Raw genomic sequence first — 12,655 nt, 5'->3', positions numbered from 1 at the left:
ATCAAGCAGATAGTGGAGGAGGGCGTGTGATGAAAATGACCAGATCCAATAAAAACAGCACCGTATTGGGAGCGGTACGCGCGGTCGTGATCGGGGCGGTATGTGGAGCGGTTTTATGTGCGGGACTTTTGGCTCTCTTTGCTTTTGGCTTTGTAAAGGCAAGCTATATCCCGCAATTTGCGATCAACCCCATCATTATTGCGGTTTCCGCTTTCAGCGCTTTTGCAGCGGGATTCTTTGCGGCGAAGGTTTCCAAAAAGAATGGTCTGCTGTTTGGGGCAATCTCTGGGCTTCTATTATTTATCCTGTTTTTGCTTGCGGGTGTGATCGTCTTTCATGGGGCACCCGTGCTGACGACCCTCACGCGCTTAGCAGTGATGGTTTTAGCGGGTGCGATTGGCGGGTTGCTTTCTGTGAGTAAAAAGAGCAAAATAAAATAGCCCTTTTCTTATCGAGTAGATTGTGCTATAATGAACAAAGAATATTCAAGACTTAGAAATGGGGGTTTTATCATGGAGCAGATCAAAACGTTGAATAAGGCCAATCTGAAGGAAAGCGCTGTGAAAGGCGGCTGCGGCGAATGCCAGGCGTCCTGCCAGTCCGCATGCAAGACTTCCTGCACGGTTGCCAACCAGAAGTGCGAAAACGCCAATCGCTAAGGTTTCATATTGCGAAGGGCACGTTTTTTGTAGCGGGTCCGGCTCGCACATAGACCAAGAGACCAAAGGGACAGGAAACCTGTCCCTTAAATTTTGTGCAAATGGGGAAAAGTACATGATACATAAATATCGTTTGAACGGCTACCGCATTGTGATGGACACAAATAGCGGCGCCGTACATCTCTTTGAAGAAGCACCTTTTTTGATGTTGGACTACCTGGAAAAGGAAGATTGTGTCCCGGAATTGCCGCCGCAGAATATGATGGAGGCGCTCCGCGGGCAGTTCGATGAAGAAACCCTCACCCAGGCTTATGCCGAATTGCGGGAATTGTATACTTCAGGCCAGCTCTTCTCAGCGGACGAGTACGAAAAGTTTGCCACAATGATGACGAATGCTCCCATCAAATCCATGTGCCTGAACATTGCGCACGATTGTAATCTGCGCTGCGAATATTGCTTTGCAGCAAAGGGGGACTTTGGCCGCGGCAGAATGTTGATGCCTCTGGAAGTTGCGAAAAAAGCCATCGACTTTTTGATTGAAAAGTCCGGGCCGCGCCACAATCTGGAAGTGGATTTCTTCGGCGGAGAACCGTTGATGAACTTTGACGTGGTGAAAGAAACAGTTGCCTATGCGCGTAGCATTGAGAAGGCGCACAACAAAAACTTCCGCTTTACAATCACCACCAACGGCCTTTTGCTGACGGACGATAAGATCGACTTTATCAACCGTGAGATGTCGAACGTGGTCCTTTCCATCGACGGGCGGAAAGAGGTCAACGACCGCCTGCGTGTACGTACAAACGGAAGCGGCAGCTATGACACCATTGTGCCGCGCTTCCAGAAATTGGTGGCTACCCGCGGGAAGGACAAGGATTACTACGCACGCGGCACCTTTACGAAGTATAATTTGGACTTTACCGAGGATGTCCTGCATTTGGTGGATCTCGGCTTTGACCAGGTTTCCGTGGAGCCCGTGGTATCCGACCCGAAACTCAGTTATTCCATCCAGGAGGAAGACCTTCCCCGTGTGTTTGAGGAATATGAGCGTCTGGCAAACACCATCATTGCCAGAAAGAAAGAGGGGAGAGGGTTTAACTTCTTCCACTTTATGATCGACTTAAACCAGGGCCCCTGTGCAATCAAACGGCTTCGCGGGTGCAGCTGCGGCAATGAGTATGTTGCTGTGACGCCCGAAGGGGATATCTTCCCATGCCATCAGTTTGTCGGTGAGGACGAATGGAAGATGGGCAATGTGCTGGACGGCAGCTACGACATGGAACGGAAAAACATGTTTGCGCTTGCCAATGTGTATAGCAAGGAGCAGTGCAAGAATTGCTGGGCGAAGTTCTATTGCAGCGGCGGATGCAACGCCAACAACTGGCAGTATGAGGGTGATATCCACAAGCCTCATTCGATTGCCTGCGCGTTGGAGCAAAAGCGTCTGGAATGTGCTGTAATGATTCAGGCAGCCCTGGCAGAATAAGGCCCAATAAGAGGTGTTTTATACACGCGGATGCGGAATATACACCCGCGTGTATTTTTATGCACTTTTAATTTACATAACGTTGTTTACATAATCTTAAATCGGTTTACATAATTGATATCTGCATAGAGTAACAATTCTGCATGAAAATGCAAGAAATATTCTTTGGGATATTGCACTACATTTTGAAATGTATTATAGTATATACTAGATAAATTGATAAGAGCGAGATGTTTTTCAGAAGCAGGGCTGAAAAATCATATTTGTCCCCTGCCGCGCATACCTTTAAAGTGAGCAACCTTTGGGGAGGCGGTACGTGATGCATATAAAAGGGACAAACGTTTTTCAGCTCGATCGATGGAAGGGACATCTGATTGATAAGGCTAGCCTGATCGAAGCAGTGCGGTCAAATTTAGCAGCGGTTTTGTTGGCCTTGTGCTTTTTGGTCGGAATGGTATCGGGAGCATTGATCACCCGGAATGTAGACGTTTCCATACTGGATAAGGTGGATTTTCTATTTTACAGCAACTTTCAGGAGAGGGCTTCACAACCGGTTTTTTCTGTGTTCTCTGCATCTTTTGCATCCTCGTTCTTGTTTGTGTTGGCATGTTTTCTTTGCGGCCTTTCGCTGTGGGGGGTGTTTGCCGTTCCAGCGATTCTGTTCTTTCGGGGGCTTGGTCTGGGCCTAACTTCCGGATATCTCTATGCCACACATGGTTTTCACGGGGTGATTTTTCACTTCCTCGTCATCCTTCCCGGCGCGTTTGTATGTTGCCTAGCTTTATTGCTGGCAGGAAGGGAAAGTATGCGGTTCTCCCGCCGTATTACAGGGACCGCCGGTTCTGGGATGAAATTGTATTGTCTCCGCTATGGCGCTGTTTTGGCGATGTGTTTTTTGGCGGCGCTTCTCGACTTGCTGACGACGGTCTGCTTTGCGGGGCTTTTTTCGTTTTAAGGGGTAAAGAACATGAAGGACTTTTGTTTGGATTTCAGCGACTATTTGGTAAATCAAAAAAACGTCTCAGACAATACGCTGGACTCCTATCTTCGCGATGTGGAGCATTTTCTGGCGTATTTATCGCAACAAGGATTGGATGACCCTGCCTCTGTTGATGAAGCCCAAATGGAACGGTATGTTCAAAATTTGATGAGTTTGAAAAAATCCAATGCGACTATTACACGGAATGTCGCTTCCATCCGGTGTTTCTACTATTTTCTCATGCAGAGCGGTTTTGCAGAAAGCAACCCCGCGCGGAATATCAAATTGGAAAAGGCACCTAAGAAGCTGCCGCAGATTCTTAGCGGGGAGGAAATCGACTTGCTCCTCAGCCAGCCTGATCCCACGGAACCAAAAGGGTGCCGCGATAAGGCGATGCTGGAGCTTCTATACGCTACCGGGATACGTTCTTCAGAGCTGGTGGCTCTTGACGTCAACGACATCAATCTGCGAACGGGAATGCTGTGCTGCCGAAATGGCAAATCAGAGCGGATGATTCCTGTATATGCCACCGCGGTAGCTGCTATCTCTGATTATATTCTCCGGGTTCGCAGCCTCATCCTTTCCCCAGATGGGGGACAAGCTCTGTTTACCAATTTGAACGGGAAACGTCTGACCCGGCAGGGGTTCTGGAAAATCGTAAAAGGGTATGCAGAACAAGCAGGGATCACAAAAGAAATCACCCCTCACACCCTTCGCCATTCCTTCGCCCTGCATCTATTGGAGAATGGAGCCGATTTAAAGGACATCCAGGCTATGTTGGGACATGCGGATATTTCTTCTACGCAGGTTTATGTGCACCTATTGAACGACCATTTTAAAGAGGTGTATAATCAATGCCATCCTCGTGCAAAGCTGGGATAACACAAAAGAAAAAATAGCAGCTAGTTTAAAAACTAGCTGCTATTTTTTCTTTGTCCGGCCAATCACATCCGTATAAATCTTGATGTTATCCGGCAGTACACGATCCAACCGGTATCGTTGGATGTGCAGCAAGGCGTTGTGCCGGTAAGAATCCAATTGGTCGCGCAATTGATATACCGCTTCGAGTTGCTGCTCAAGAGCCTCCTGATCTCCACTGGGAAATAAAAACCCGGTCTTGCCAGGAAGAACCAACTCCCGATGCCCTTTAATGTCGCTGGCAACCACCGGAAGGCCGCAGGCCATGGACTCCATCACATTAAACGGCAGCCCCTCAATCCGGCTGGATGTTGCGGACACATCGCACAGGGGATAAAGTTCTCCCATCCGGTCAACGTACCCCAAAAACTGAACTTGCGTCTCCATATGCAACAATTTGGCAAGTTCTTTGCACTCCTCCTCAAGAGCTCCTGTTCCAGCCAGGAGCAGCTTCATCTTCGGATGCCGCTTGGAAACGGAAGCAAACGCTCGTAGCAAAAGCGCTTGATTTTTACGGGGAGAAAACTCCGCCGCATAGACAAAGAGAACGTCTGTATCTGTATATCCCGCTTTCTTACGTGCCGCTTTACGCGCTTCCTCTGAAAGGGGATGGTATCTTTTCAGATCCAGGCCCATCCCGTCGGTGAAGCAGAGCTGCCCTTTATAGAGATGATGCTGCCGTGCAATCTCAAGATCCTCATGATTCATAACAAGGGTTACATCAGTGATACGTGCACAGAGTTTTTCCGGCAGGAGATAGCGCCATTTTTTCCATCCTTCTTTTTCAGAAAAGAGATACCCGTGGGACGTGCAAAAAACAAGCGGCCTCTGCCGGGCTGGAATTGTTAGAATCGCTGCTCGTATCACCGCGCTGGCCAAGGTTGTGTGTGTACTAACAACATCAAAGGAATGCTCTTTGAAAAGTTTCCTTGCTTTCCAGATTGCCTGCAAATTCCGAGGGCTTGTCAAATTTTTTTCAAAAGGCAGCGTGATCACAAAATCCGCAAAGGGAATTTCCTGACTGCTACTTGCAACGACCCAGACTTCGTACCCAAGGGAACGAAACGCTTGGAGATAGGGAAGATGGAAGTGCAAAATATGTCCCAAGGTAGATGCACAAAACAAAATTTTGGGCTTTCGATTCAATGCCATATAAGACCTCTTACTATTTATTTTATTATGATTTTATCGTTAAGATTCTATTCATTGGAGTGATCTTTCCTTTGGGAATCCTCCTTCAGATTCGTGACGGCACTCCGAGGTTTTATGTGGGCCAGTGGATTCGCATTTGCCGCTTGTTCCATCTGCTGGTCGGATAGATGCGTATAGATTTCTGTAGTTCCCAAATTTTCGTGGCCCAAAATATCTTTTAAGACGCGAATATCCACATGGCCATGCTGATACATCAAAGTAGCCGCAGTGTGTCGCAATTTATGAACGGAATACCCTGGACCACCTAAATCAATTTGTGCAAGATATTTCTTGACGAGGTATTGAACCGTTTTCGGGCTGATTCTTTTACGCTGTGCGCTGATAAATAGCGCCTTTTTATCAATCAGTCCATCGTGCGGACGAACCGCCAAATATCGGCGGATTGCATCTTGGCAAGCCTCATTCAAATATACAATTCGTTCCTTATTTCCTTTCCCCAGCACTCGCATCGTGTTGGAGCTTTGCCGCACATCACTCAAATTGAGGCCTACCAATTCGGAAAGACGTAATCCACAATTTAAGAACAGAACAAGAATACAGTAGTCGCGTTCCTTGTTTTTTCCATCCACTTTTGTCAATAGATCGATACTTTGTTCGAACGTTAGGTATTTGGGAAGCGATGAACGCAATTTTGGCGTTTCCAATTCCAAGACAGGATTGACGTCTAATTGGTTGGTTTTATTGGTCAAATATTTAAAAAAAGTACGAAGGCTTGAAACTTTGCGGGATCGGGTAGCTGGTTTATTGTTTCGAACATTTGTTAGATAATTCATGTATTCAAAAACCTGCGTCAAAGTAATGGTACGTATCAGGTCAATATCCACATCGGATATAGAGATTTCTTCAAATGGCGTATCATCTTTAACTAAGTTTCTGGATAGCTTAATGTACCGAAAAAACGTACGCAAATCTAAATAATATTCTTCCACTGTTTTTTCGGATTTTCCTTTGATCGTACCTAGGTAGCCTAAAAATTCACGGATAATTTGTGGAGCTTCTGCTAATAATTCTGGTTTCATGTTATCATCTCTAAAAAAGTTTGGATTTATTTTGATTAAAATATCGTTTGTTGACTTGAATATATTATAACATAAAAACTGAATGTCGTCCGAAAATCTCTGGTTAAAAATGATCCTAAGCTTTCCGTTTTACAAAACCTGATTTTAACATTTCTCCCTCCCTAAATTATACAAAATATTTATTTTGTATAATTACCTAACCTTCAAAAAATAGGGGCCCTTCGGGGCTCCTTTCTCTTTGTTCGTTCCCGGCGCTCTCGCGCAAGGTATTGCCGGCAATTTACGCTGCACAGACAAAAAAGGGTTTTGCCCAATCGGCGTTGGCCATCCTCCTTTCCGTAGGAATCGCAGCGCCTGGTTTAAGGGTAGCAGTAAATACAGTGTAACACAAGAGGATGCTGCCAAACAGTGGCTTACCTTTCCTTGGCTTCCATAAAGTCAGCCCTCATAAAATCCCCCTACGCTTGAAGTGACCCCAAAAAGGCGGCCGGTATTTTTACGCCCTCGGTGTTCTACCGCCAGGCCTTCTTCAAGATAGATTCGTTCCCAGCGGTTAATTATACCCTTGTCATTGATTTCAGACCCACTCGCATTGTTTCTACAAATGAAGCACCTCACTTGTTTTCAGTATAGCATACTGTCTACAAATGAGGTGCGGTTCAGCTTGCTGGGAGATTTTATTTTATATTTTATATTGTTAGCATTACAATCTTGATTCATTCCATTCGCAGGGCATCTACCGGGCGAAGTTTCGACGCCTTGTAAGCAGGATAAACTCCGAATGTTGTACCCGTGCATAAGGAAAAGAACACAGCCAAAAGAAGGACATCCCACCGGATTCCCAGGGACATTCCAATGATTGAAGCACCCGCAAAAGAAACCAAATAGCCGGCTACAATTCCGATCGCGCAACCAATAACGGAAATCAAGACAGCCTCGAACAAAAATTCCAGCATGATGTCTAATTGTCTGGCTCCGATCGCCTTTTTAATGCCAATTTCACGCGTGCGCTCGCTCACCGATACCAACATTACCGTCATAATGCTCAAGCTCGCTACCAACAGGGAAATCGCCCCCACAGCGGAAAGTACGAGCGTAACAATGTCTAAAATAGAAGTCAGGCCATCTTTTTGTTTGGCCAGATTGTTCGAAACAAAGGCATCTGATGTGCCATTATTCTGGTTTAAAATCGCGGTAATAGAATTTCCCGCACGATCTACGTTGCTATTAGAATCGATTTTCACAGCGATTTGATCGAAATTACTACGCCCCATGGAGGTTTGCATGGTCGTATATGGGATATAAACAAAGGTCGGGATATAGTTTCCCAACATATTTTGAAGAAGGCCACTCCCTGTCTTGATTATCCCTACGACTTCAAAGTCTTCCATCGCACCACCACATTGAATGGAGATATGTTTTCCAATGATATTGCTCCTATGATAAGCCTTCTGTGAAAAAGCCTCATCTACCAGGCATACATTGGCAGCGGTGCTGACTTCTTTGTTGCTGAACATCCTGCCGTAGAGAATTTGAATGGAAACAATTTGGCTGGCAGATGTGTCAATTCCCCAAAGCAGAGTGTTGGTCTCCTCATCCCTTACAGTGACAGACGTGCTTTGCATGAGGATCGGCGTCGCCTGTTCGACCTGATCACAATGCTTAACTAGGTTCAAGTCCTCTTCGTCCAAAGAGACGTTCGCTTCCGCATTGCAGGAAATTGTCAATCCTCCAAGGCCCAGGCTTTCCAATTCTGTGGTAAGGGCATTCGTACCGCATTGGCTGATATTGCCAATTAAAATTACGGATGCGACTCCTATGGCAATTCCTAAAATGGTGAGGACGGTTCTGCCCCGTTTTCTCCCTAAGCTTCGGTATGCAGAACGAATGAGATCAATCATGGGAATCACCTTCTGCCTCTTCCACCTGTGCAACTACATGTTCCCCATCTGAAATCGCATCTGGGTTCATGATGATTTGATCGCCTTCTTCAATTCCGGAGGTAACCCCAAATCCGTCTTCGAATTCTCCATCCGTTTCCACGGGGGTTTTCACCGCGCGCTGCCCTTTCAATTTTAGGACGTATTCCGAACCGTCTTCCTCCGCACGCACAGCTTCATATGGTGCAATCAGGACATTGTCATTTTGCGCCGTAATAATCTTTGCTTTGGCCGTATAGCCTGGCTTAATATCATTCCCCGGATTATCAACACTCACAACCACTTCAACAACGGTTTCCTGTCCTGTGGTAGACACCACTTGCTTTGCTTCGGAAGAAATGCTTTTTACGGTACCTGTATAGCAGGTATGGAACCCCACACCAGTGATTTCAGCCGGTTGCCCCACCTGAATATCCGAAATCTGCGATTCGTTGACGGACAGACGCACCTGGAGCCCCTCGTCGCTGGCGATGGTAATCGCAGGTTTACCAAATTCCAAAGTCCCTTGGTTGGTTATAGAAACAGCAGTCACTTCGCCGCTGATTGGAGCGGTCAATTGCTGTGCATCTTCCTCTTGTCCTACGGAAGAAAAATCAGAAAAAGGAATTTCCGTTTGCGTATATTCGCTCAACAGAGCGGCGTATGTTTCCTGGAGAATTTCCGTCTCTGAGGCTGAAGCAGTAACCAGGATATCCATGAGGGGATCTCCATCCTCAACATGATCCCCGATCTCCACATAAACTTTCTGAACAGCAGCAGGAGCAGGGGGATAGACGCTTCGAACCGACACACGTTCGACCTTTCCGCTGCAAGTGACAGAGCTTTCAACAGTTAAGCTACTAACCTTTACAACAGTCGCTTGTGTGGTTCTGCTCTTCATCACTCTTCCAGCCACCAAAATAGCTGCAATCGCCATGCATGTAAAGGTGATTAGCTGTACATATTTTTTCATTGCCACTCCCCCATTCCTTTCTATTTTGCGAGCGATCTACGGAAATATACTTGCATTTCAAGAGCTTTTGATAGAAAAAACACGCTTCAATCCATATTAAACAGTGGATTGAAACGTGTAAAGAAGGCTGTGCATATTTTGGGCGGCAAAAGTCTAAAATATCCATGCAAGTTCATGATTCCTGTGCGAAAAGAGGTGAATGGGAATGAGCATCATTCAGTGTGACGAGGATTGCATCTATCAGCGTGACGGGTATTGCAGCTTGGAAATGCCATCTGCCATCACAAATTACACTGGGGACGGTTGTGTTCATTGCATTAAAGTGACACCGCGGGTCCGGCCAGAGACACCAGTCAACGACGTGCAGCCGCGCATTTAAACCGATGGCATGGTCAATGCTTCAAAAGCTTCCCGGACGTTTTTAACACCGATCAATTGGATATCCTCCTGTTTCGAGTGTATTTGTTTCAAGTTGGAATACGGCAGGACACAAAGACGGAAGCCAAGGCGTTTGGCCTCACTGATGCGGGCTTCGATGCGGGAAACGGAGCGAAGTTCTCCGGCAAGGCCCACTTCCCCAACGACCATGGCGTCGTCGCGAATCGGACAATCCTTCAGGCTGGATACCAGCGCCATCGCGACCGCCAGATCTGCCGCTGGCTCATCCAAACGCAGTCCCCCTACCACATTAATATAGGCGTCTAAATTTGAGAAGTAATAACCGGCGCGCTTTTCCAACACGGCCAACAACAAGGACATGCGATTGTAGTCAAAGCCGGTCGACATCCTGCGAGGGTTTCCAAAATTTGAAGTCGAGGCTAACCCTTGGATCTCGGCCAAGATAGGACGCGAACCCTCAATGATGCAAGTGACACAAGTTCCGGAGACATTGATCGGGCGGCCTGCCAGCATCGCCAAAGAGGGATTGTCCACTTGATGCATCCCGTGCTCCCCCATATCAAATACGCCAATCTCGTTGGTGGAGCCATAGCGGTTTTTCACAGCACGCAGGATGCGGTAGGTCATCTGCCGGTCCCCTTCAAAATAGAGGACCGCATCCACAATGTGTTCCAGGACCTTGGGCCCCGCAATCGCTCCATCTTTGTTGACGTGCCCCACCAGAAGGATGGGAATTTCCAGCGCTTTTGCCGCCCGCATCAGGGCATTCGTGCACTCGCGCACCTGTGTGACGCTTCCCGGAGAGGAATTTAGATCGGTAAAGTTCATGGTTTGTATGGAATCGATCATCACCAGATCCGGCTGGTCGCTGCGTATCTGTTCCACAACATTCTGGACATCGGTTTCGGTCAGAATATAAAGGTTTTCACTGTTGACCCCCAGGCGTGCAGCACGCAACTTGATCTGCCGGCTGGATTCCTCGCCGGATACATAAAGTATGCGCAAGGTCTGGCCCAAAAACTCGCAGATTTGAAGGAGGATGGTCGATTTGCCGATCCCCGGTTCTCCGCTGATCAAAATCAGCGAGCCTTTGACAATTCCCCCGCCGAGCACACGGTCCAATTCGGTCAAGCCGGTATGGTAACGTGCTTCCTCTTCTGTGCTGATTTCGTCGATCCGCACCGGACGATGTAAGCTGGGTCTTGCGGCAGAAAAACTCCCTTTGACCGGAGCAGTCTCCTTCACTTCTTCGTTCATCGTGTTCCACTGTCCGCAGCCAGGGCATTTCCCGTACCATTTTGCGGACTCAAATCCACATTCCGAACAAACATAAACACTCTTCATTTTCTGTGCCATTTTCGAGCACCTCATTACCGGTTCATTTTTTAAAAGGTTGTTTCCATTATACGGAAAGAGTGTAGGAAAAACAAGTTGTCGTTTGATTCTAGTTATATTTCACAAGTTAGTTATAGGAGTTTCAGCGGGAAGATTGATAGTAGTCTAAAAATCCGCTGTAGATTGCAAAGGCCATCTGCTCTTGATACTGTGGATCGTTGAGCTTTTGCGCCTCGCTTTCATTAGAAAGAAAGCCGCATTCCACCAACACAGCGGGTACCTCTGCATGCCATAAGAGATAAATTGAGCTTGTAGCCGGCTTGCATTCGCGCGTATTGTCCGGCTGTAAAAGAGAAACCACCCTCCCTCGGACAGCTTCTGCCAGCTCTTCGCTGGATGGATCATTTGTGGAATAAAATACCTGTGTACCATAATATCTGCTGCTGGTAAAATGGTTTTGGTGAATGCTCAAAAAAATACAATCGCCTTGTTCTTCAATGAGACCTAAACGATTATGAAGATCGGAAACTTTGCGCTCCTTTACGGTATCCAAAGCTGGATCCCCGATGGAAACATCTTCCTCCCGCGTCATAATCACATGGAACCCGGAGAGCGCCAGCATCTTTTCCAGTTTCTTTGCAATCGCCAGGTTGATATCCTTTTCCAGCATCTGAGATACGCCCTGCGCACCGCCGTCTTCCCCGCCGTGCCCCGGATCGATCACCACGGCCGGCCGCTCCCGTGCAGCAAGATTGGAGGCCATTTCCCCCACTTTTTGATACGATAGATAGGATAAAAGCAAAAAGGCCAGGCAGCAAAGCACTAAAACCGCTACCGGCACAAAGTATCCGCTTTTGCGCCCAGAATTCAAGTCCATTCCCCCTTTTTCAGATATATATGTACCCGTTTGAAGAGCTATGCGGCGCATGAACGGTATTTCAAAGCGAAAAATAAAGCCGTTTTGGAAAGAGGGCTTCCCAAAACGGAATTTATCCGATATAATGATAAAGTATGTTTCTAAATGCCGTTGATCGAAACGGCAAAGTCACCCCAGCAGTTGTATAAAAAATTTCAAAAAAATTTTTTATGGCTGCAATAAAAACGATGATTCGTTCATTATGTTGATAGAGGGATGAAAATGTTGGTTCCAGGAAACCGTGACGACGGGAAAAAGGAACAGTTGACTGATTCTCTGATGCGCGAGGTTGCGGACGGTGACAGGGCCGCTTTCGAACAACTGTACCGCATCACACAGAACTCTGTTTATTGTTATCTTTTGGCCATCGTCAAAAGCCACTCGACGGCGGAGGATCTGATGCAGGATACCTATCTTTCCGTCCGCAAGTCGATACGACATTATATTCCTCAGGGAAAGCCCCTGGCTTGGATTTTTACAATTGCTAGAAATCTGGCCTATATGGAGCTTCGCCGGGCCCAAAGGCAGGAGTCTTCCGATTTCTCTGAAGAAGAGAATCATGTCGGAGTAGATGTGATCTCCAATACCATCGACAATCTGGTATTGCAGAAGGCGCTAGAGATCCTGAACGAACAGGAACGGAATATCGTCCTCTTGCATGTAACCCAGGGGTTCAAGTTTAGAGAGATTTCCTCCCTGCTCGATATTCCAATTGGCACGGTTCTTTCCTGTTACAACAGGGCGATCAAAAAACTTTACAAAGCTGTAAATGAAGATCGCGCTGGCTGATTTTTTTGGGCTCTGGTCTAAGCACTTTCTACAAGGATAGGTGCGATATGAGAC

General features: G+C 46.9%; 13 protein-coding genes. 7 read left to right on the top strand and 6 right to left on the bottom strand.

Annotated features, from left to right (window positions below; genetic code table 11):
* Nucleotides 1–29: 29 nt before the first annotated feature.
* From I2G69_RS03865 to xerD, 5 genes are all read left to right on the top strand, one after another.
* Nucleotides 30–440 carry a TIGR04086 family membrane protein gene (locus I2G69_RS03865; RefSeq protein ID WP_191521173.1) on the top strand — a complete coding sequence of 137 codons (411 nt, stop codon included), beginning with the start codon at nucleotides 30–32 and terminating at the stop codon, nucleotides 438–440.
* 72 nt (nucleotides 441–512) lie between these two features.
* Nucleotides 513–659 carry a six-cysteine ranthipeptide SCIFF gene (gene scfA / locus I2G69_RS03860; RefSeq protein WP_087232029.1) on the top strand — a complete coding sequence of 49 codons (147 nt, stop codon included), beginning with the start codon at nucleotides 513–515 and terminating at the stop codon, nucleotides 657–659.
* A 115-nt stretch (nucleotides 660–774) separates the two neighbouring features.
* On the top strand, nucleotides 775–2,142 hold the full coding sequence (scfB, locus tag I2G69_RS03855; protein WP_191405396.1) for a thioether cross-link-forming SCIFF peptide maturase: 1,368 nt from the start codon (nucleotides 775–777) through the stop codon (nucleotides 2,140–2,142).
* A gap of 319 nt (nucleotides 2,143–2,461) precedes the next feature.
* Nucleotides 2,462–3,097 (top strand): stage II sporulation protein M, encoded by a 636-nt coding sequence (locus I2G69_RS03850; RefSeq protein ID WP_191362556.1) that lies wholly within the window; start codon nucleotides 2,462–2,464, stop codon nucleotides 3,095–3,097.
* Nucleotides 3,098–3,109: 12 nt separating this feature from the next.
* Nucleotides 3,110–4,003, top strand: a complete 894-nt coding sequence (gene xerD, locus I2G69_RS03845) for a site-specific tyrosine recombinase XerD (protein ID WP_191362533.1) — start codon at nucleotides 3,110–3,112, stop codon at nucleotides 4,001–4,003.
* A 39-nt stretch (nucleotides 4,004–4,042) separates the two neighbouring features.
* Here xerD and I2G69_RS14390 read toward each other — a convergent pair whose 3' ends face one another.
* The 4 genes from I2G69_RS14390 to I2G69_RS03825 form a co-directional block, all read right to left on the bottom strand.
* A complete protein-coding gene (locus I2G69_RS14390) occupies nucleotides 4,043–5,191 on the bottom strand; it encodes a glycosyltransferase family 4 protein (protein WP_087232037.1) in 1,149 nt (382 codons plus the stop codon).
* Between the two features lie 47 nt (nucleotides 5,192–5,238).
* Nucleotides 5,239–6,270 (bottom strand): tyrosine recombinase XerC, encoded by a 1,032-nt coding sequence (locus I2G69_RS03835; RefSeq protein WP_191362531.1) that lies wholly within the window; start codon nucleotides 6,268–6,270, stop codon nucleotides 5,239–5,241.
* A gap of 716 nt (nucleotides 6,271–6,986) precedes the next feature.
* Entirely contained in the window at nucleotides 6,987–8,171 is a 1,185-nt protein-coding gene (locus I2G69_RS03830; RefSeq protein ID WP_195560245.1) for an ABC transporter permease, read from the bottom strand.
* Nucleotides 8,164–9,162, bottom strand: a complete 999-nt coding sequence (locus tag I2G69_RS03825; protein ID WP_191362529.1) for an efflux RND transporter periplasmic adaptor subunit — start codon at nucleotides 9,160–9,162, stop codon at nucleotides 8,164–8,166. The genes I2G69_RS03830 and I2G69_RS03825 overlap by 8 nt, the downstream gene beginning before the upstream one ends.
* A 205-nt stretch (nucleotides 9,163–9,367) precedes the next feature.
* Here I2G69_RS03825 and I2G69_RS03820 point away from each other — a divergent pair, with 205 nt between their 5' ends.
* Nucleotides 9,368–9,541: a hypothetical protein gene (locus tag I2G69_RS03820; protein ID WP_191395394.1), complete on the top strand. Its 174-nt coding sequence runs from the start codon at nucleotides 9,368–9,370 to the stop codon at nucleotides 9,539–9,541.
* Here the strand turns inward: I2G69_RS03820 and radA are convergent.
* A complete protein-coding gene (gene radA, locus I2G69_RS03815; protein WP_195560244.1) occupies nucleotides 9,538–10,917 on the bottom strand; it encodes a DNA repair protein RadA in 1,380 nt (459 codons plus the stop codon). The genes I2G69_RS03820 and radA overlap by 4 nt on opposite strands.
* Nucleotides 10,918–11,038: 121 nt before the next feature.
* Nucleotides 11,039–11,773, bottom strand: a complete 735-nt coding sequence (locus I2G69_RS03810; RefSeq protein WP_191362674.1) for an N-acetylmuramoyl-L-alanine amidase — start codon at nucleotides 11,771–11,773, stop codon at nucleotides 11,039–11,041.
* Nucleotides 11,774–12,034: 261 nt separating this feature from the next.
* Between I2G69_RS03810 and I2G69_RS03805 the strand changes: the two genes are divergently transcribed.
* The gene (locus I2G69_RS03805; protein ID WP_191362673.1) at nucleotides 12,035–12,601 is read left to right on the top strand and encodes an RNA polymerase sigma factor; all 567 of its coding nucleotides are present in this window, start codon (nucleotides 12,035–12,037) and stop codon (nucleotides 12,599–12,601) included.
* Nucleotides 12,602–12,655: the final 54 nt, after the last annotated feature.

This window comes from Anaeromassilibacillus sp. D41t1_190614_C2 (assembly GCF_015558525.1).
Lineage (GTDB): Bacteria > Bacillota > Clostridia > Oscillospirales > Acutalibacteraceae > Anaeromassilibacillus > Anaeromassilibacillus stercoravium.
The sequence above is the reverse complement of the archived record's forward strand: the minus strand, read 5'-3'. Positions and strand labels throughout refer to the sequence as shown.

What these genes read in the sequence shown, in the direction of transcription:
- I2G69_RS03865 (WP_191521173.1), top strand. Translation starts at nt 30, where the DNA reads ATGAAAATGACCAGATCCAATAAAAACAGCACCGTATTGGGAGCGGTA.
- scfA (WP_087232029.1), top strand. Translation starts at nt 513, where the DNA reads ATGGAGCAGATCAAAACGTTGAATAAGGCCAATCTGAAGGAAAGCGCT.
- scfB (WP_191405396.1), top strand. Translation starts at nt 775, where the DNA reads ATGATACATAAATATCGTTTGAACGGCTACCGCATTGTGATGGACACA.
- I2G69_RS03850 (WP_191362556.1), top strand. Translation starts at nt 2,462, where the DNA reads ATGCATATAAAAGGGACAAACGTTTTTCAGCTCGATCGATGGAAGGGA.
- xerD (WP_191362533.1), top strand. Translation starts at nt 3,110, where the DNA reads ATGAAGGACTTTTGTTTGGATTTCAGCGACTATTTGGTAAATCAAAAA.
- I2G69_RS14390 (WP_087232037.1), bottom strand. Translation starts at nt 5,191, where the DNA reads ATGGCATTGAATCGAAAGCCCAAAATTTTGTTTTGTGCATCTACCTTG.
- I2G69_RS03835 (WP_191362531.1), bottom strand. Translation starts at nt 6,270, where the DNA reads ATGAAACCAGAATTATTAGCAGAAGCTCCACAAATTATCCGTGAATTT.
- I2G69_RS03830 (WP_195560245.1), bottom strand. Translation starts at nt 8,171, where the DNA reads ATGATTGATCTCATTCGTTCTGCATACCGAAGCTTAGGGAGAAAACGG.
- I2G69_RS03825 (WP_191362529.1), bottom strand. Translation starts at nt 9,162, where the DNA reads ATGAAAAAATATGTACAGCTAATCACCTTTACATGCATGGCGATTGCA.
- I2G69_RS03820 (WP_191395394.1), top strand. Translation starts at nt 9,368, where the DNA reads ATGAGCATCATTCAGTGTGACGAGGATTGCATCTATCAGCGTGACGGG.
- radA (WP_195560244.1), bottom strand. Translation starts at nt 10,917, where the DNA reads ATGGCACAGAAAATGAAGAGTGTTTATGTTTGTTCGGAATGTGGATTT.
- I2G69_RS03810 (WP_191362674.1), bottom strand. Translation starts at nt 11,773, where the DNA reads ATGGACTTGAATTCTGGGCGCAAAAGCGGATACTTTGTGCCGGTAGCG.
- I2G69_RS03805 (WP_191362673.1), top strand. Translation starts at nt 12,035, where the DNA reads ATGTTGGTTCCAGGAAACCGTGACGACGGGAAAAAGGAACAGTTGACT.